This window comes from Novosphingobium beihaiense, from assembly GCF_022832375.1.
Taxonomy (GTDB): Bacteria; Pseudomonadota; Alphaproteobacteria; order Sphingomonadales; family Sphingomonadaceae; genus Novosphingobium; species Novosphingobium beihaiensis.
The window spans coordinates 1-17,898 of the sequence record NZ_JALHLG010000018.1 but is presented as its reverse complement, the minus strand read 5'-3'; the positions used below and the strand labels follow the sequence as shown (position 1 = coordinate 17,898).

At 63.6% G+C, this 17,898-nt stretch carries 15 protein-coding genes and 1 tRNA gene; 8 read left to right on the top strand and 8 right to left on the bottom strand.

Annotated elements, in window-relative coordinates:
• Window positions 1-13 precede the first annotated feature (13 nt).
• The 3 genes from lysA to argH all read right to left on the bottom strand — a co-directional run bounded on the left by lysA (window position 14) and on the right by argH (window position 3,057).
• Window positions 14-1,273 (bottom strand): diaminopimelate decarboxylase, encoded by a 1,260-nt coding sequence (gene lysA / locus MTR66_RS12920; RefSeq protein WP_243921673.1) that lies wholly within the window; start codon window positions 1,271-1,273, stop codon window positions 14-16.
• 132 nt (window positions 1,274-1,405) lie between these two features.
• Window positions 1,406-1,678: a hypothetical protein gene (locus MTR66_RS12915; protein ID WP_243921671.1), complete on the bottom strand. Its 273-nt coding sequence runs from the start codon at window positions 1,676-1,678 to the stop codon at window positions 1,406-1,408.
• Window positions 1,679-1,683: 5 nt separating this feature from the next.
• Window positions 1,684-3,057: an argininosuccinate lyase gene (gene argH / locus MTR66_RS12910; protein ID WP_243921883.1), complete on the bottom strand. Its 1,374-nt coding sequence runs from the start codon at window positions 3,055-3,057 to the stop codon at window positions 1,684-1,686.
• A gap of 19 nt (window positions 3,058-3,076) precedes the next feature.
• Between argH and MTR66_RS12905 the strand changes: the two genes are divergently transcribed.
• Together MTR66_RS12905 and MTR66_RS12900 are read left to right on the top strand one after the other, a co-directional pair.
• Window positions 3,077-3,679 carry a TlpA family protein disulfide reductase gene (locus MTR66_RS12905; protein ID WP_243921669.1) on the top strand — a complete coding sequence of 201 codons (603 nt, stop codon included), beginning with the start codon at window positions 3,077-3,079 and terminating at the stop codon, window positions 3,677-3,679.
• Between the two features lie 801 nt (window positions 3,680-4,480).
• Window positions 4,481-5,164, top strand: a complete 684-nt coding sequence (locus MTR66_RS12900) for a DUF1629 domain-containing protein (RefSeq protein WP_243921667.1) — start codon at window positions 4,481-4,483, stop codon at window positions 5,162-5,164.
• A 158-nt stretch (window positions 5,165-5,322) separates the two neighbouring features.
• Here MTR66_RS12900 and MTR66_RS12895 read toward each other — a convergent pair whose 3' ends face one another.
• The 5 genes from MTR66_RS12895 to MTR66_RS12875 form a co-directional block, all read right to left on the bottom strand.
• Window positions 5,323-5,628 (bottom strand): hypothetical protein, encoded by a 306-nt coding sequence (locus MTR66_RS12895; RefSeq protein ID WP_243921664.1) that lies wholly within the window; start codon window positions 5,626-5,628, stop codon window positions 5,323-5,325.
• Window positions 5,629-5,727: 99 nt separating this feature from the next.
• Window positions 5,728-7,086: an aromatic ring-hydroxylating oxygenase subunit alpha gene (locus tag MTR66_RS12890; protein WP_243921662.1), complete on the bottom strand. Its 1,359-nt coding sequence runs from the start codon at window positions 7,084-7,086 to the stop codon at window positions 5,728-5,730.
• Window positions 7,087-7,307: 221 nt separating this feature from the next.
• Window positions 7,308-8,552, bottom strand: coding sequence for an MFS transporter (locus MTR66_RS12885; protein WP_243921660.1), 1,245 nt, complete (start codon window positions 8,550-8,552; stop codon window positions 7,308-7,310).
• 1 nt (window position 8,553) lies between these two features.
• A complete protein-coding gene (locus MTR66_RS12880; protein WP_243921658.1) occupies window positions 8,554-8,967 on the bottom strand; it encodes an EthD domain-containing protein in 414 nt (137 codons plus the stop codon).
• Between the two features lie 11 nt (window positions 8,968-8,978).
• A complete protein-coding gene (locus MTR66_RS12875) occupies window positions 8,979-10,610 on the bottom strand; it encodes an NHL repeat-containing protein (protein WP_243921655.1) in 1,632 nt (543 codons plus the stop codon).
• A gap of 196 nt (window positions 10,611-10,806) precedes the next feature.
• Between MTR66_RS12875 and MTR66_RS12870 the strand changes: the two genes are divergently transcribed.
• From MTR66_RS12870 to MTR66_RS12845, 6 genes are all read left to right on the top strand, one after another.
• Window positions 10,807-11,763, top strand: coding sequence for an SDR family NAD(P)-dependent oxidoreductase (locus tag MTR66_RS12870; RefSeq protein ID WP_243921653.1), 957 nt, complete (start codon window positions 10,807-10,809; stop codon window positions 11,761-11,763).
• Window positions 11,764-11,862: 99 nt separating this feature from the next.
• Complete coding sequence (locus MTR66_RS12865) at window positions 11,863-13,692, top strand: flavin-containing monooxygenase (RefSeq protein WP_243921651.1); 1,830 nt, start codon at window positions 11,863-11,865, stop codon at window positions 13,690-13,692.
• Window positions 13,693-13,840: 148 nt separating this feature from the next.
• Window positions 13,841-13,916, top strand: a tRNA-Thr gene (locus MTR66_RS12860).
• 158 nt (window positions 13,917-14,074) lie between these two features.
• A complete protein-coding gene (locus MTR66_RS12855; RefSeq protein ID WP_243921649.1) occupies window positions 14,075-15,343 on the top strand; it encodes a tyrosine-type recombinase/integrase in 1,269 nt (422 codons plus the stop codon).
• A 25-nt stretch (window positions 15,344-15,368) separates the two neighbouring features.
• Window positions 15,369-16,142, top strand: coding sequence for a helix-turn-helix domain-containing protein (locus MTR66_RS12850; RefSeq protein ID WP_243921647.1), 774 nt, complete (start codon window positions 15,369-15,371; stop codon window positions 16,140-16,142).
• Window positions 16,143-17,058: 916 nt separating this feature from the next.
• Window positions 17,059-17,898: tetratricopeptide repeat protein (locus MTR66_RS12845; protein WP_243921644.1), on the top strand; the 840-nt coding region annotated here is incomplete at its 3' end.

Sequence of the window (17,898 nt, the reverse complement as noted above, 5' to 3'; positions counted from 1 at the left end):
CGTCAGGCCGGATTCAATCGAGCCACTCGGGCACTTGCTCGGCGGCCAGGATCGTCGCCGGATCGATGCGATTGGCCACCAGCGCCCACTTACCGCCATCGACCATGACTTCGGGCACCAGCGCGCGCGAATTGTAGGTGTTGGCCATCGTCGCGCCATAGGCTCCGGCCGTGCGGAACGCGCCCAGATCGCCTGCCTTCACCGCGTCGATCTCGCGCGCCATGGCGAAGGTGTCCGAGCTTTCGCAGATCGGGCCGACCACATTGGCCACCATGGTCTCACCGCTCGGCTTTACCGCCACGAAATCGTGCCAGGCATCGTACATCGCCGGACGCGCCAGATCGTTCATCGCCGCATCGACCACGACCCAGGGATTGCCCACGCCCTGCTTCACCCGCACGACTTCAGTGACGAGCACGCCCGCATTGCCGGTGATCACGCGCCCCGGCTCGAACATCAGCGTCGCATCCCAGCCGCCCGCCACTTCGGCCACCATCGCGCCGTATTCGGCGGGCGCGGGAAGCTGCTCGCCGGCCTTGTAAGGCACGCCCAACCCGCCGCCGAGGTCCATGTGGGTGACGGCAAGACCCTGCCCGCGCAGCGCCTGCATCAGCTCGCCCATTTTCACGAAGGCCTGCCGCGAAGGCTCCAGATCGCCGATCTGGCTGCCGATGTGCACCGCCAGCCCGCGCATGGCGAGGCCGGGCAGCGCGGAGAGCCGCGCATAGATTCCGGCGGCCAGATCATACGGCACGCCGAACTTGTTCTCGGCCTTGCCGGTCGAGATCTTGGCGTGCGTCTTGGCATCGACATTGGGATTGACGCGCAGCGCGCATGTCGCCGTCTGGCCGAGGCTGGCTGCGATCTCCGCCAGCTCGATGCCCTCTTCCTCGCTTTCGAGGTTGAACTGGCCGATCCCCGCCTTCACCGCCGCCGTCAGTTCCGCGCGGGTCTTGCCCACGCCCGAGAACACCACGTCCTCCGCCTTGATCCCGGCGGCCAGCGCGCGGTTCATCTCGCCTTCGGAGACGACATCGGCGCCGTAGCCTTCCTTCGCCAGCAGGCGCAGCACCGCCAGGTTCGGGTTGGACTTCACGGCAAAGGCGATGTGCACTTTAGGCAGCGCCGAAAGCGCCTCGCGGAACACGCGAGCGTGGCGCGTCAGCGTGGCGCGCGAATAGACATAGACGGGCGTGCCGACTTCACCGGCAATCACAGCCAGCGGCACATCCTCGGCGTGCAGTTCGCCGTTCTTGAGTTCGAAATGGTCCATGGGTGTCCTGATAAACGTATCTGGCCATGCCTCAACCACGCTCCGTTCGCGTCGAGCGAAGTCGAGACACGCTTAACCGGCGCTATCGTGTCGAGCCCCTCAACACGAACGGCCGTGAAAGCCAAACTGAACTCAATCCGGCTCGCCCGTCTCGTCGGGCTGCGGGGCTTCGGGCGGCGGCAGGTCGAAGGGATCGTCGTCGCGCTCTTCTGAGCGCGTGCGCAGTTCCACGCTGCGTTCGGGAATGGCGATCGTTGGCGGTTCGAGCAGTTCGGCTGCATCCGGTTTCTGCGCGCGGCCATAAGGCGCGGGCGGCAATTGCTGCCCCGGTTTCAGCCCCAGCCCCGAACGCTGGCCGCAGGCAGCCAGCAGGGCGATCAGCGCCAGAGCGGAAACCTTGCGCATCACGCTTACTCCAATCCGAGAACGGTGCGCGCTTCGGCCACGCGCAGGCGCACCTGATCGGGCGCGGTGCCGCCGTGGCTCTTGCGGGCGGCGACCGATGCCTCGACCGAGAGCGCCTGGAATACGCGCGCATCGATACGGCTGTCGATGGCCTTGAGATCATCGAGCGGCAACTGATCGAGCGCGACACCGCGCGTCTCGGCCAGCTTCACTGCCGCGCCGGTGATGTGGTGCGCCTCGCGGAAGGGAATGTCGCCTTCGCGCACCAGCCAGTCGGCAAGGTCCGTGGCAGTGGCAAAGCCCAGTTCGGCGGCGCCGCGCATCCGCTCGGTGCGGAACTTCGTGTCCGCCACCATGCCCGTCATCGCCGCGATCGAGAGCGCCAGCAGCCCGGCGGCTTCGAAGACCGGCGGCTTGTCGTCCTGCATGTCCTTCGAATAGGCGAGCGGCAGGCCCTTCATCGTCATCATCAGCGCGGTGAGGCAGCCGGTGATGCGCCCGGCATGGCCGCGCACCAGCTCGGCGGCGTCCGGGTTCTTCTTCTGCGGCATGATCGAGCTGCCGGTGGACAGCGCATCGGGCAGCGCCACGAAGCCGAACGGCTGGCTTGCCCAGATGATGAACTCCTCGGCGAGGCGCGAGAGGTGCAAGGCGCACTGGCTCGCCGCCATCAGGTAATCGAGCGCGAAATCGCGGTCCGACACGGCATCGAGGCTGTTGGCGGTCGGCCCGTCGAAGCCCAGCGCCTGCGCGGTCATCGCGCGGTCGATCGGAAAGCCGGTGCCCGCCAGCGCCGCCGAGCCCAGCGGGCTGCGGTTCATGCGCTTCCTCGCATCGGCAAAGCGAGACCGGTCGCGCGCGATCATCTCGTAATAGGCCATCAGGTGATGGCCCAGTGTTACCGGCTGCGCCGTCTGCAAATGGGTGAAGCCGGGCATGATGCTGTCCGCGTGCTCGCCCGCGCGCGTGACCAGCGCCACTTGCAGCGCGAGCAGCCCGGCATCGGCCTGATCCATCGCATCGCGCACCCAGAGGCGGAAATCGGTCGCCACCTGATCGTTGCGCGAGCGCGCAGTGTGGAGGCGCCCGGCAGCCTGGCCGATCAGTTCGGCAAGGCGCGATTCGGTGGTCATGTGGATGTCTTCGAGGTCCCAGTTCTCGGGCACCCCGTTCGCCTCGTACTCGGCGGCGACCTGGTCCAACCCCTCGCGAATCGTCTCCGCGTCGGCCCCGGAAACGATGCCTTGCGCGCCCAGCATCGCGACGTGCGCCTTGCTGGCGGCGATGTCCTGACGCCACAGTGCCTTGTCGAAGGGAATCGAGGCGTTTATCTCGCGCATGATCGCCGACGGTCCTTCCGCGAACCGTCCGCCCCACATCTGGTTGGAGCCCGCCCCCTTGCCTTCTACCGTATCGCTCAAGTCGCTTGTCCTGTGTTCCATCGCCGGGGCCGTGCCCCTGCTGACCGGCGGCTGCGATAAGCAAAGCGGGGGAGACACGCAACCGCAGGCTTCGCAAGCCGCGCCGCAGAGCAGCCCGGCCGCGCCCGAAGCCAAGGCCCAAAAGCTCGACCGTTCGCACAAGGGCATGCCCCTGCCGGACCTCACGCTCGTCGATCCCACCGGCGAGAGCCTCGATCTCACCTCGCTCAAGGGCAAGCCGCTGCTGATCAACCTGTGGGCGACATGGTGCGCGCCGTGCATCGCGGAAATGCCCACGCTCAACGCGCTGATCGCCCGCGAGGACGAACTCGGCGTGCGCGTCCTGCCGGTCTCGCAGGACATGGATCAGGACGACAAGGTGGTGGAAATCCTGCGCCGCCGCAAGCTCGACCAGATCGAACCGTGGATCGACGAAAAAGGCGATCTCGGCTTCCAGTACGGCGGCAACCTGCCGGTAACGGTGCTGTTCGACAGCCAGGGCAAGGAAGTGTGGCGCTACACCGGCGGCAACGACTGGACCTCCCCGGAAGCCCTGAAACTGATTGCCGAGGCGAAGTAGCGGCAACGCTTCCCGGCAAAGCCCTCTCCCCTTCAGGGGAGAGGGTTGGGAGAGGGGTTTGCGCGCCCCTCTCAACTCCGGCTAGCGCCCTTGCGGGCCCAAGCCTGCGTATCTCTCCCCTTAAGGGGAGAAAGCAGACCGGAGTCATCCTAGCCAGGCTTTGGCATGACACTTCACTTCGTCGTTGCGAAGCCCCACCCGGCGCGGACACGCGAAAACCCCCGCTGGCGAATGCGGGCTTACGCCGGGGAAAGCCGATGCACGCGAACGACGGGTGCGGCCGGTGCGGATGCCGCCAGCATCGGGCGGCGCTGCCTGGATCTGCCTGAAGAGTGCGAACGGCCGGCGAGGGGCGGATCACGAAAACGCACCGGCGCGGCCCTGTGGTGCGCGGGGATGACGGGCCGGGCTCGCTCCCATGGCCGCCTGTCCCGGGGGCATACCCCCGTGTTCATCCGCGCATCCAGACTTGCGAAAGGTGACCGGCAAATTCGCGTCCGGGCACCGGCCGCCCGACGGAAGCACCAAGGTGCCAGCTCCGCACCTCCGTCCCCGTCGCTGCTGTGCCGGATTGTCAGCCCGGCGGAGGAGCATATAACCTATATGGTTTATTTTGTCAAGATAGTGCGCCGATGGGGCACAATGCGGCAGCGGTAACTTTGCATGTCTTTCCAGTCACTCCCGTGCCGCCCGAGACCATCTGAACGCCGACATGACAAGTGGCCGCTCCAGCGTTTCCAGATTATCATGCCGTAGCAGCGGGTCGCACCAGCGATTTCATTAAGCGCAAGGAGCAACATAATGGCGCGGTTTGTTGGCGGTGACTTTGCCGAAGAGCGGCCCGAGACGGAAATGTCAGAGGAATTTCGCAATTGGTACGAGACAACTGCACGTGAACGATGGACGGAAAATCGCAAGCGCGACCGGGCCGATCCACTCTTTCCACGCGAAATAGGGAAAGCGTGGGGTTTTGGGGCGGGTATTCCGTTTCCAGTTCCAGAGATGACGCCCAGGATAAGAATTACAAAGCTGCCTGGCGATATCCTCCCTGATTTTCTTGGACCTCTTTACGTAAGTGATCGGGTCAGAAGCAAGGTGGAGGAAATGGAACCGGGGGTACATCAATTTCTGCCACTGGAAGTAGAAATGCCCGACGGATCAACACTTAAAGAAAAGTACTGCATTTGGTGCAATATGAATGTTCTTGATAGCATCATTCTGGATAGATCTGAAAATCTACAACAAGTCTGGCCAAATAGAGATCAGTTTCCAGAATATTACCGCTATGGTGAAACCGCCAATGGCCCACCAGTGCTTGCTTTGAATAAGGCGTTGATTGCAGGAAAGGTGAAATGGTCGGAATACAAACTGGGCAAAATCTTCTTTTCAGATGAATTCGCGGCATGGTTGGACGCAAAAGGCATTATGGGCTGGGAATCGGACGGTTTCTTTGGAAGTCGCCGCGCAACCATCATTGAAGTCTGAATTGGGGCATCGGCAGCTACATCGGCACTACCCCCAAACCAGCCCGTGCCGCCCGAGGGCTAAAAAAGCTGCCATGCAGGGCACCAAATTTCCAGCCGAAGACCTAAGCTGTGTGGACGCTTTTCGTTACTCGCACGCGCCTCTGCTGGCACCGAGTTTCACCGCGCGGGAAGGAGCGTAAATCCAGCGTCCTTTTTCACCCGGGGCGGTTCGGGGATCAACTTGTCCGCCAGCACGATGACCCGGCAGCCCCCGACGCGAAGGTCCACGCTCTTGATCATCATCCGGTCTTCTCCCTTGCGCGTGGGGTGCAGGTTTGCGGAGCCGCGCTGAAACCCGCCCGTTGACTGAAACGCGGTCTGGCAGCTGGGGATAGCCTGTTTGGGCGTGTCTTTCACGGCCTGAGGCGCGGCGGCGGACAACACGGCGGCTGCGGTGAGGGCGAGGCTGGAAATGGCGGACATCGGGGGCTCCTCCTGATCTGCTCAGGAGGCAGCGTAGCCCGCCCTGCCGGGCCCGGCAAAATTAAGAGCCTGTAATCCGGCAGGGCCTGGCTGGAGGCCTCAATACGTCTTCGGCGCACCCGTCCCCATGAACTTCGCAAGGTTCATGTGCAGCGAAGCCACCGAGCGTTCCATGTAGGGGTTGGGCTGCGCGCCGCGGTAGCCGGCGTTCTTCATGCCCTGCTGCACGGCGGCCATGTTGTTGAAATCCTGCTGCAGCACCGGCGGCCATTCGTGCGGCTGGGTATATTCCCACTCGGTCTGCGGCGCCTCGCCTTCGGGCCAGAGTTCGTAGACCGCCGCTTCGAAAATGCACTTGTCGGGATCGGTGCCGTAGGGCCGGGCCTGATAGCACAGCATGTTGTTGACCGCGTGGCCGATCTGGAAGTTGGGGAAGATCTGCCAGGCCGTGCCCGCCTGCGCGGTGTGCTGCGGATCGACTTGCGCCCACACGACGCCGCGCTCGGCATCTTCCTTCTTCGCGGTGGTGATCCAGTAGGCCGAGACTTCGGCGGGCGGCGTGCCTTCGGGCAGTTCATCCTTCAGCCGGTTGGCCACGTCCACCAGCGTGCGGGTGGTGTTGGTATTGGCGTTTTCCCAGGTGAAGTTCTGCATGTCCGCCGTGGTCAGGCGCGGGTCTTCACCGGCGCCGAGGCGCAGCTTGCCCGAATCCTCTTCCTGGCCCTTGGGCGCTTCGTAGCCGATGTTGGAATGGAGCCCCTGATTGCGCGCCCAGCCGCGGAACTGGCCGAATTCCATGAATTCGGGGTGGGTGGTGGAGACATGGTAGGTCTCGCAGAACGCCTCCATCGCGACTTTCCAGTTGCATTCGAACACGATCCACTTGCGCCAGCGTGCGCGCATGTTCTGCAAGCCGTAGGGATCGAGCATCTTCGCGGCGGGATCGAGGTATTCCGCCAGCGGGCCGCAATCGGGATCGAGATTGATCCAGAGCCAGCCGCCCCAGGTATCGACGTTCACTTTGCCGAGATCGGCAAGCCCGCCGCACAAGTGGCCCTGCCAGTCGTCCTGATGCTCGATATAGGTATTGGTGCCTTCCAGATCGAAGGTCCAGCCGTGGTAGCCGCAGATGAAGCTCATGCGGCTGCCGCGCGCGTTGCGCTGCCCGGCGGGGGTGTCGATCAGCTTGCGGCCCCGGTGCGGGCAGACATTGTGGAAAGCGCGGATTTCGGTGGGCGAGGAGCGCACGATAATCACCGAATCGTCCATGATCTCATAGGTGATGTAATTGCCGGGCTCGGGGATGTCCTCCATGCGCCCGGCCTGCAGCCAGACCTTGCGCCACAGCTTGTCCCGCTCAGCCTTGGCATATTCGGGCGAAATGTAGGCCTCGGCGGGTACGTTGACGGGGGCCGCCAGCTCTTCCGGCGCCTGCACGATCTTGCCTATCTCACCCATGGTATCCTCGTTATCTGCGAAAGTGTTCGGATTTACGCGTTGTATCCCATTATCGAGACGGACTCGCAAATCGCCTGAGCGGTGAAGGGGGCCGCCCGCTCTTCTTCGTCATTGCGAGCCGCCAAAGGCGGTGCGGCAATCCGGGGGCAGTTTGCGCCGCTCTGGATTGCTTCGCCGGCTGCGCCTTCTCGCAATGACGAATAAGAGGTACGTACCGCCGTTCATTCCTGATGCGCGGCGAACGCCTCGTGCCGTCTGGGCAGGGTTCCGATAGCGATGCTCGATCCGGTCATGAACGCCAGCGCCAGCCACAGAAACCCTTCGTAGCTGCCGGTACGGTCAACGATCTGCGCGGCGGCCAACGGGCCGATCGCGGTGCCGATCGACAGGGCCGCCAGCACCCCGCCGTAAAGGCCGCCGAAGTTCTTCAGGCCGAAATGGCGCGTGAGCAGATAGACGACCACATCGATCTCCGCCCCCAGCGTCAACCCGATCAGCGCCGATGCGCAAACCATCGCCGTGAACGAGGAGCCGCCGAGCAGGAGCAGCAGACAGCCCGCGACCGGCAGCATGAAGACGGCCGCGCCCACCAGCGAAGCGGGCAGCCGGTCGAGCAGCATCCCCGTGCCGAGACGGCCCGCGAGCGAGAACCAGCCGACGAAAGAGGCAATCGCCGCCGCCGTCAGCGGGTCGGCACCCCGGTCCCCCAGGATCGCGGTAAAGTGCACGACGATGGCTATGATGGTGAACGTGAACAGCAGGCTCGCCAGAAACAGGCGGTGATAGACGGTCGATCGCAGCCCTTCGCGCAGCGTCGCGCCCGGAAGGTCGGCGGTCTTCGCTTTCACGTCCGTCTCCACGCCCTTGCCGCTCCGGTCGTACCGGCCCCGGAAGAACAGGAAGATCAGCGGGAACGCCAGCAGCAGCCATGCCCCGGCATGCGCGGAAAAGGCCATGCGCCAGCCGAACTGGGCAATGGCATAAGTGCCCATCAACGGAAACACGCCCGCCGCGATTGACGCCCCGCATAAAGTCACCGCGAAGGCCATCCCGCGCGAAACATGGAACAGCGATGCCACCGCGCTCGTCCAGACCGAGGCCTGCACCGGCAGGGCGGCGAGCGCGATCAGCGCCCAGAGCAGATACCACTGCAAGAGCGATCCATTGGCGGTGCCGAGCAAGGCGAAAGCCGCGCCCAGCAGCAGCAGTCCGGCCACGCCGAAGCGGCGCGGACCGAAGCGATCGACCGCCAGCCCTATGAACACCCCGCCCACCGCCTGCACCAGCGTGGCGATGGTCAGGCCGAAGGTCACCTCGGTCCGGCTCCAGCCGAACTGGCCGGCCACCGGGCCGAAATAGGGCCCGATGCCGTAGATATGGATGACGCTGGTGGCATAGCCCAGCCCGGCGGCCACCGGCACCATGGCATGGGCGCGCCATTCCTGCCGTGCTGTCAGGACCGTCATGTCAGTTGCCATAGCGCAGATCGACGTGGGTGGCCTCGCCGTTCGGCCCCATCGGCGAATCGTATTCGATGCAGGTGCAGACCGGATTGGCGTGGCTGGCGAAGAGCTTTTCCTCGTCGGCGCTGGTCATCGCCTTGCGCTCGGGCGAGGCAATGATCGCCTGCGAACGCTCGAAATCCTCGCGGCTGTTCCACCAGATTTCCATGATACAGTCATAGCCGGGATCATGCACTTCGCCGGTGACCGGGTTCTTCTCGGGCACCAGATAGCGGCGGACATAGCGCACCGCGCCCGGGATCGCGGGCTGCGCGCCCATCTTCTTCGATAACTGCGAGTGCTGGTTCTCGTAGTAGTCCATGAATTCGTCCATGGTCATATCGGGGCGCTTGCGGAAAAAGCAGATCTGCTTGAGCATGACAGTCCTCCTCAGGCCCGGCGCAGCGCGAGCACGCTGCCTTCGGCATCGGCGGAGAGGTACACCGTGCCATCGGGCGCGGCGGCGATGCCAGTGAACGTGCTCATCGGCCCGCACATGTCGCCCACGCCGCCGAGCTGCACCGGCTTGGCCCCGCCCGGACCGCCGATGGGAAGGCCGCTGGCGGCAGTTTCGCGGTTGCCGCCCGAAAGATCGCAGACGACAACTTCGCCCGCGCCCGGATCGGCGACGTAGAGCGCGCCCCCGGCAATGGCGATGCCTTCGGGCCGCGCAAGGCCGTCTATCACGGTCTCGGTGCGCCCGCCCGCCAGTTTCACCACCCGGCCCGCACCGCTTTCGGCGATATAGACGGTATCGCCGCTGTCCATGGCGACGCCCACCGGACGGTCGAGCCCGATGGCGAGTTCGGCGGAATTTCCGTTATCCGCCGAAAGCACGCGGCCGGTCGGGAATTCGGCGAAGACCACCGCGCCGCTCGATGCCACGGCCACGCCCATCAGCCGGTCGAACCCGCTGGCCAGCACTTGCGTTTCACCCGCCGCCGGGTTCCAGCGCGCGACATCGCCATTCGCCGTCGTAACAACCCATTCGTCCGCGCCGCTGGAGGCGGCATCGCGCACCCATCCGGGGAAGCCCGGCGAAAACAGCATCCCGATCAGTTGCAGCGGCTCGCCCGGATTGAGCAGGTAGCAAAAGCCCCCGTCCGCCACGAAGACATGGCCGTTGGGCCCGACCGCGAGGCCGATCGGCCATTGCAGCCCCTTTTCGACCAGCGGCTTCGTCTGCCCCGGCGCGACGATCTCCGTGATCGAACCGTTGATATGCGAAACGAACGTGCGCCCGTTCACGAAAGCCACATTGTCGAGCCCCGGCCCGACATCGGCCAGCACGGTCTTCTCACCGGTGCGCAGATCGATCTTCAGCACCTGCCCCGAATAGACCTGGGTCGAGACGATATAGCCGTCCGGATGGAACTTCACCGAGTCCGGCACGCCGAGCTCTTTCGCCACGACTTCGGGCTCGCCGCCGTCGAGGCCGACGCGCCAGATTTCGTTGGCGCCCTGCGCGGGGAAATAGAGCTTGCCGTCCGGGCCGACTTCGAAGGCGTTGACCATCGGCAGCCCCTCCACGATCACGCGCGGTGCGCCGCCGTGCTTGTCCAGTTCCATGATCCGCGCGCCCATGCGCAGTTCGCCCGCGATCACGCGGTCCTGATAGACTGTGATCGGATTGGCGACCGGCATATCGCCCTGAATCACCTTGTATTCCCCCGAAGGCGTCATCATCGAGACGCGCCCTTCGGTGATTTCGGTGCAGTAGAGATTGCCCGCGCTGTCAAACGCCAGATCGTCCGGCCCGACGATGCCGCCGCCCATGGGCGAGATCGTTTCGATGGCGCCGGTGTCCACATCGACGGCGCTGACCCGGCTGCCCGCGACTTGCGCCACATAGATGCGCCCGTCCGCGCCGGTGCGGATACCGTTGGCGCCGTTGAGGCGGCTGGCGGGCGTCAGGCGGTGCAGTGTCCAGCCTTCCGCCGGGCTTGCGGACAGTCCACCCTGATTGCGGCCACTCGGTTCCAGCATGATCGATCCCTCTCCCGCGGCAACATGCCGATTCATTGAGGGAAAGCCTATCGCCGCCCTCTGGGAGGCGCAACGCACTGGCGCTTTCGGACCAGCTTCGCGCGCGGCCATCGCCGGGGCGGATGTGCAAGGCCGTTCCCCGGTTGCCAAATGAAAGCGCGGACGCATAGTCGTCCGGCGTTCCGATACCCATTCATCCGGACACGCCAACCGCGAGAGGACGCCCTGCCCCATGCCCCATTCAGAGACTACGCCCGAAACCGAAATGCGCTTTGACGGGCGCGTGGCCGTTGTCACCGGCGCCGGACGCGGTCTGGGCCGGGCCTATGCGCTGCTGCTCGCCGCGCGCGGGTGCAAGGTCGTGGTCAACGATCTGGGCGGTGCCATTCGCGGAGATGGGCCGGATACGAATGTCGCGCAGAGCGTCGTGGACGAGATCGTCGCGGCGGGCGGCGAAGCCGTGGCCAATGCCGATTCGGTCGCCACGCCCGAAGGCGGCAAGGCCATCGTGCAGGCCGCGCTCGACACCTGGGGCCGGATCGACGCGCTGATCCATAACGCGGGCAATGTGCGCTACGGCTCGATCCGCGACATCAGCTACGACGATTTCAAGTCCGTGGTCGATGTCCACCTGATGGGCGCGTTCCACGTGGTGCAGGCCGCGTTCGGCCCGATGTGCGATCAGAACTTCGGCCGCATCGTCCTCACCAGCTCGATCGGCGGCATCTACGGCAACAACAATTGCGTGAACTACGGCATGTCCAAGTCCGGTATGATCGGCCTCAGCAATGTCGCCGCGCTCGAAGGCGAGGATTGCAACGTCAAATCGAACGTGATCGTGCCCAGCGCCGTCACCCGCATGGCCGAAGGGATCGACGTCTCGCAGTATCCGCCGATGGACCCCGAACTCGTCGCCCCGGTCGTCGCCTGGCTGGCGCATGAGGCCTGCACCGTCACCGGCGAGATGATCGCCTCGATCGCCGGGCGCATCGCGCGGGTGTTCCTCGCCGAAACGCGCGGCGTCTATCGCCCGTCGTGGACCATCGAGGACGTGGCCGCCGCTTGCGAGGCCTTCCACGACAAGGGGCCGGAGAACCCGCAAGTGCTCGATTTCGGCCTGCACGGCCATGTCGGCCACATCGGATACAGCTTCCAGATGGCCAGCGAAGGGGCGAAGACCGCCTCTTAATGAACAACACTGTTGACAATTAAACGCGCAAACGTACATCGAACGCACAACGGCGGCCGCCCTGACGAGAGTCGCCTGCATGGAGAAGTGGGAACGGACATGACCTGCCAGAAGAACCTTATGCCTGCGCCCGAGGAACTCGATATCCCGGCGCTCAAGGCCAAGTACCGCGCCGAGCGCGACAAGCGCGTGCGCAAGGAAGGCGGCGAACAGTACGTGCGCCCCACCGACGATCTCTCCGACAATTACGCCCACGATCCCTTCACCCCGGTGGCCGAGCGCGCGCCGGTGGTGGAAGACATCGACGCCGCGATCCTCGGCGCCGGTTTCTCCGGCATTCTCGCCGGGCACCACTTGTGGAAGCTGGGCGTCAAGAACGTGCGCAATATCGACCATGCGGGCGGCTTTGGCGGCGTGTGGTACTGGAACCGCTATCCCGGCGTGCAGTGCGATAACGATGCCTACTGCTATCTGCCGCTGCTGGAGGAAATGGGCTGGATGCCCAGCAAGAAGTTCTCCGACGGCTGGGAGATCCAGGAATACTGCGACATGATGGCCGAGCGCTTCGAGCTCAAGGACAAGGCGCTGTTCCACACCCTCGTCGAAAGCATCACCTGGGACGAATCGATCAAGCGCTGGCATGTGAAGACCAACCGGGGCGACGACATCCGCGCCCGCTTCGTGGTCATGGCGGGCGGCGTGATGAACATGCCCAAGCTGCCCGGCATTCCCGGCATCCACGATTTCAAGGGCAAGATGTTCCACACCAGCCGCTGGGAGCATGACTATTCCGGCGGTTCGTGGACGCAGCCCGTGCTCGACAAGCTGGCGGACAAGCGCGTTGCCATCGTCGGCACCGGCGCCACCGCGGTGCAGGCCGTGCCGCACCTCGCCAAGTACGCCAAGCAGCTCTACGTGCTGCAGCGCACCCCCTCGAACGTGGACGAGCGCCCCAACCCGCCGACCGATCCGGACTGGGCCGCCTCGCTCAAGCCCGGCTGGCAGCAGGAGCGTATGGCGAACTTCCATCGCGGCGCGCAGATGATGTTCCTGCCCGGCGAGCCGGACCTGATCTGCGACATCTGGACCGAGATCAGCCGCAACCTCGAAATGGAACTGGCCGAGGAAGGCCGCCCGCAGCTTTCCATCGAGGAACTGATGGCGCGGCGCGAAGTGATCGACTTTCAGGTGATGGAACGCCTGCGCCGCCGCGTGGACGCTCTGGTGGAGGACAAGGAAACCGCCGAGATTCTCAAGCCCTGGTTCCGCTTCATGTGCAAGCGGCCGCTGTCCAACAACGAGTTCTATCCGGCCTTCAACCAGCCCAACGTCAAGCTGATCGACGTCTCGCCGACGCAGGGCGTGGAGCGCATGACCGAAAAGGGCTTCGTGGCGGACGGGGTGGAATACGAAGTCGATCTGATGATCTTCGCCTCGGGCTTCGAAGTCACCTCGGACCTCAAGCGCCGCTGGGGCATCGATACCGTCGAGGGGCGTGAGGGGCTGTCGATCTACGATCACTGGGAAAACGGCCCGAGCACGTTCCACGGCGTTGCCACCGACAATTTCCCGGGCATGTTCTACATGGGCTATATCCAGGGCGCGACCAATTCGAGCACGACCGAGCAGTTCGGCCGTCAGGCCGAGCACATCGCCTTCATGATCGGCGAAACCCTGAAGCGCGGCGCCAGCACCTTCACGGCCACGAAGGAAGGCGTCGAAAGCTACGTGCAGCACTGCCGCGAGAACGAGGTGGACATGTCGGCGTTCCAGAACGAGTGCACGCCCAGCTACTTCAACAACGAGGGCGAGAAGAACCCCAAGTGGGCGCTGTTCAAGGGCTATGTCGCGGGCTGGGACGCTTTCCGCGATATGCTGGCCGACTGGCGCCAGAACCCGGACCTGCCGGGCGTCGCCTTCGAGAACTGACCCGCTGCGGGCGCGCGCAGGCCGGACGGACCGGCCCCGCGCGCCCGCAGCGCATTCTTGTGCAGCAAACCTCTTGCACAAGACCCGATCGCCCGGTAAAGGCGCCCCCTGCTAACGGTCCCGGCCACACCGGCAGGGCACCAGGCACGCCGCTTTAGCTCAGCTGGTAGAGCACATCATTCGTAATGATGGGGCCACAGGTTCGAATCCTGTAAGCGGCACCACTTCCTATTCCAGACACTTCCGGAACATTCCGAAACCCCTTGCAAATCAGGGGTTTTTGGCACATCCGCCATCTTCAAGTTTTCTTTTTGTTCTCACGTATACCCAAGCACTTTGGGGGTATTTTGGGGGCAGCGAATCTCGGAGGTGGGGGTATCCAATGTTGACGGATCGCGAATGCAAAACAGCGGGTCCGTCGACAAAGGACCGCAAGCTGTTCGATGGCGAAGGGCTGTTCCTGCTGGTCACAAAAGCGGGCTTCAAGAGCTGGAGGTTGAAATACCGGTATGGCGGCAAGGAAAAATTGCTCACGTTCGGTCCCTATCCGCAGCTCTCCCTCAAGGAAGCCAGGCAGCGCAAGGACGAAGCTCGCGCGGAGTTGTTCGCAGGTCGCGATCCGGGCGAGCTGCTAAAGAAGTCGCGTGCACGCCGCCTTGGCAAGGAGGAAGAAACAGGGACCTTCCGTGCCGCAGCGCTGGAATGGCTTCGGCTGCAACAAAAGGGCTGGAAAGCGAAACACCACGCAGCCGTGCAGCGGAGCCTGGAGAGGGACATTTTTCCGGCGATCGGCGCGCTCCAACTCACCAGCATACGCCCAGCGGACATTCGCCCCGTTATAGACGCGGTGCAGCGCCGCGGAGCGGTGGATACTGCGCACCGTTTACTCTGGCGCATCAAGTCAGTGTTCGACCTGGCGATTGCAGCCGGGGAAGCGGAAATAAATCCCGCTGCATCGATACAGGCCATCCTGCAACCGCAAGTGCTGGGCCGTTGCCCGGCAATCTTGGAAATCAAGCGTGCACGCCAGTTCCTGCTCGATTTCGAAGCCCTGCCCGGCCAACCTGCCACCAAGCTGGCCTCTCGGCTGCTTGCCCTCACGGCCTCGCGGCCGGGGCCGCTGCGACTCGCCCAGGCTGCGGAATTTCTCGATCTGGACGGTTCGGACCCACGCTGGCGAATTCCCGCCGAGAAGATGAAACTCGAACTCGCGGAAAGCGAGCAAACGGCTTTCGACTTCACCATTCCCCTTTCCCGGCAAGCCGTGGAGACTGTGAAGGTCGCGATGTCGCTGGCGGCGAATCGCGACTATTTGTTCCCCTCTCCCCGCTTCTCGCACCGGCCAATCTCGGACAACACGCTCAACGTCGCGTATCGCCGTTTGACCGGCTACGAGGGCGAGCATGTTCCGCATGGCTGGCGCAGTTCGTTCAGCACCATCATGAACGAGCGTGCAGCGGACCTCGGCCGTCCTGGCGACCGCGCCGTGATCGATCTTATGCTGGCCCACAAGCCCAGGGGAACCGAAGCGCATTACAACCGCGCCGCGTACATGCGGCAACGACGGATCATCGCCCAGGAATGGGCGGATCTGCTGTGCGAAGGCCTGCCATCGCCAGCCACTCTTGCGGACTGCCGGCGCCGCACCTGAAAACTGAATTCGGTGGAGGCTGCGCATGAGCACCGCCTTCATCCGAAATTCCGTGTGGCGCCGCAGCTACGACGTAGACGACGATCGCGCTCAGGTCTCGCAGATCCACTGGGAGCCAACTGCTCGCAACGAGAACATGTTTCGCTTCCGCGACGTGCTCCGGGATACCGTTGTTTCCTATTCCGATCACATCAGGAAGCCCGGCAAAAGCCTCCCCATCTCGATGAACGCGATGCAAGTGCTGAAAGCCCTCTTCAGCGTCATGGACGGGCAAACCGGCCGATGCGATCCCTCGCTGGACACGATTGCCAAGCGTTCGAAACTCTCGCGCCGTACTGTCGTGCGCCAACTCGACGTCCTTCGCCGTGAGAAGATCATCGACTGGGTTCGGCGTACCGTCAAAACCGATAACGAATCGGGCGGAGGACCAAAACGCCAGCAGACCAGCAATTCCTATTTCGTCGATCTTGCCAGCCTTCCCATCGAGATCCTACGCACATTGCGGCAGAGACTTGGCAACAAACTCAAGGAAACGAAGAAGATGCGCGCGGGTTCAGGACCTGTTCCTTCACGCGCCGCCGGGCAAGCAGCCAAGCTCCTAGCCAACATCGCGCGGAATCTAAGGGCGCCGGGTAATAGCCATCACCGAACTCTCGCAGCAGCCTCACACGAGGAGCGGCTAGCATACATGTACCAAGGGGACGCGGACAGTTTGCGCGAGCACGAGGAAATGCTGCGCCTTTCTTCTGCCTCCAGTGCGAGTGCCAACTTGGCATTGTACCCCTCCCCAAGGACATAAAAGGAAGTGGACTGAGGACGCTATCGCGCCCTCAGACGTCAATTTGTCATTGCCCCCAAGGCCTAGATGCCATTGCCCGCCCTCAGCGGAGCGCCAACCGAACCGGCGTGCGGGGCGGCATGCGCCGCCCATGGCTATCAGGGGGGCAAGAGCAAAGGCCGTGCCAGCGCGGATCGCTGCGTAACCGGCCAGGTCGCGCAAAATTTCGCGTAAATGCACAAAACCCAGCTCTCACATCAAAATGTGCCGGAAAGCTGCCCGATCCGCTTATGTGCAGCGAACATCGAACGCGTAATTCCAACACCAAAAGCGAGCAGGCGAGGCGTGGGGGCAAGTGCGGCGCGCGGGGCTTGCCAAAGAGGGCATCGCCACCCCATGGCAGGCCCGGGACTTCTGGGATTGCCTTGCCCTGCAGTGAGAACGCGACGAGTTCGAAAGCAAAGCTCGCTATGAACAGGTCGTCGCTCTAACCGGTCTCCTCAGCGCCTGGAGCTATCGCCTCGGCATTGAACCGCTCGACGCGGTAGAGTTGAGCCGCCTCTCGCGCGCCCATATGCCGGCCCTTGAATTCGAACAGCAGCTTCCCTGCATGTGCAACCGTTAGGCCCGCCGGTTCCGAATGTCATTCGACTCGATGGAAATACGATTAGGTATTACTTTCTTCACCGACAAAGCCGACGCTCGCGACGCTTCGCCCGGCGGTCGAAGCCGGCCGTTCATTCAGGCCGGGGACAATGGCTCCATCGGACCGGTAGAGGTCGGTCCGGTTTTCGCCGTTGCATCGTCAAATCGGACATTCCGCCGAAACCTAATCCTAGGTTTAGACTCAATCGCCGCCAAACGATCGTTTACAAAGAATCGCTATTCTCGCTAACCGTAATTCGTTAGCTTACCCCCTCATCTATGGGGGGACTGAATGGTGACGCGGTTTGCGAGCACGTTGGCGCTCTTGGCGTTATTCGGACTGTTCTTCGCCAACGAACCGGCATACGCCAAGAACAATTCGCGCACAGTGAGCCTCTACACTTACCGAACTGTCACCACCCAGTTGATTGATAAAAACGAGCACCTCAGTAATCTCGCCACGGCGGAACACAGGCGCGCTCTTGATGCGGATATGCGATGGCAGCAGGCGGAGAGGGAACTGGCCAGCGCCAGGCGGAGCAGTAACACGGCACAAGGCCAGGTGCGTAAACTCGAACGCGAAGCCCAAGCCCGCGAGACGGCATTTGCAGAGGCGGTGGACGACCTCAACCAACGGCTCGCAGCGCAGGACGAAGATTTCAAACGCATGCTTCACGCGGCGCTGACCGATGGCGAAAGCCTTCTGCAGACGGAGGATGGGCGGCAGGCACTCAAACTGATCGCTCTGGGCGGAGTTGACAATACCGAGAGGGCGATCGTGTTGCTCGCCCGGCAACGCGCCATTGCTGAGCGTGTTTCCGATATGCGTCTTACAGAGCAAACCCTGCGCCCCGAAGCACGAACGATCCTGCGTCTGCGTGGAGCATCGCCCAGTGCCACTACCATTTATGCCATTGCGCTTTTTGAAGAAATCGTCCGCCGGGACCCCTCCCGGCACTGGGACTGGGTCGAACTGGGGCGACTGTATTTCGATGCCGGCCGCCTGGCTGATGCCCGGCATGCCGCGGATCAATCCCTCGCAAAGGCTGCGAATGAACGTGATCGTTCCGTAGCCTTCAATGAATTGGGCGATGTGCAGGTCGCACAGGGCGATAGTGCGGCCGCGCTCGCC

What these genes read in the sequence shown, in the direction of transcription:
- MTR66_RS12900 (WP_243921667.1), top strand. Translation starts at nt 4,481, where the DNA reads ATGGCGCGGTTTGTTGGCGGTGACTTTGCCGAAGAGCGGCCCGAGACG.
- MTR66_RS12865 (WP_243921651.1), top strand. Translation starts at nt 11,863, where the DNA reads ATGACCTGCCAGAAGAACCTTATGCCTGCGCCCGAGGAACTCGATATC.
- MTR66_RS12890 (WP_243921662.1), bottom strand. Translation starts at nt 7,086, where the DNA reads ATGGGTGAGATAGGCAAGATCGTGCAGGCGCCGGAAGAGCTGGCGGCC.
- argH (WP_243921883.1), bottom strand. Translation starts at nt 3,057, where the DNA reads ATGTGGGGCGGACGGTTCGCGGAAGGACCGTCGGCGATCATGCGCGAG.
- MTR66_RS12880 (WP_243921658.1), bottom strand. Translation starts at nt 8,967, where the DNA reads ATGCTCAAGCAGATCTGCTTTTTCCGCAAGCGCCCCGATATGACCATG.
- MTR66_RS12915 (WP_243921671.1), bottom strand. Translation starts at nt 1,678, where the DNA reads ATGCGCAAGGTTTCCGCTCTGGCGCTGATCGCCCTGCTGGCTGCCTGC.
- MTR66_RS12875 (WP_243921655.1), bottom strand. Translation starts at nt 10,610, where the DNA reads ATGAATCGGCATGTTGCCGCGGGAGAGGGATCGATCATGCTGGAACCG.
- MTR66_RS12870 (WP_243921653.1), top strand. Translation starts at nt 10,807, where the DNA reads ATGCCCCATTCAGAGACTACGCCCGAAACCGAAATGCGCTTTGACGGG.
- MTR66_RS12885 (WP_243921660.1), bottom strand. Translation starts at nt 8,552, where the DNA reads ATGACGGTCCTGACAGCACGGCAGGAATGGCGCGCCCATGCCATGGTG.
- MTR66_RS12850 (WP_243921647.1), top strand. Translation starts at nt 15,369, where the DNA reads ATGAGCACCGCCTTCATCCGAAATTCCGTGTGGCGCCGCAGCTACGAC.
- MTR66_RS12855 (WP_243921649.1), top strand. Translation starts at nt 14,075, where the DNA reads ATGTTGACGGATCGCGAATGCAAAACAGCGGGTCCGTCGACAAAGGAC.
- MTR66_RS12895 (WP_243921664.1), bottom strand. Translation starts at nt 5,628, where the DNA reads ATGTCCGCCATTTCCAGCCTCGCCCTCACCGCAGCCGCCGTGTTGTCC.
- lysA (WP_243921673.1), bottom strand. Translation starts at nt 1,273, where the DNA reads ATGGACCATTTCGAACTCAAGAACGGCGAACTGCACGCCGAGGATGTG.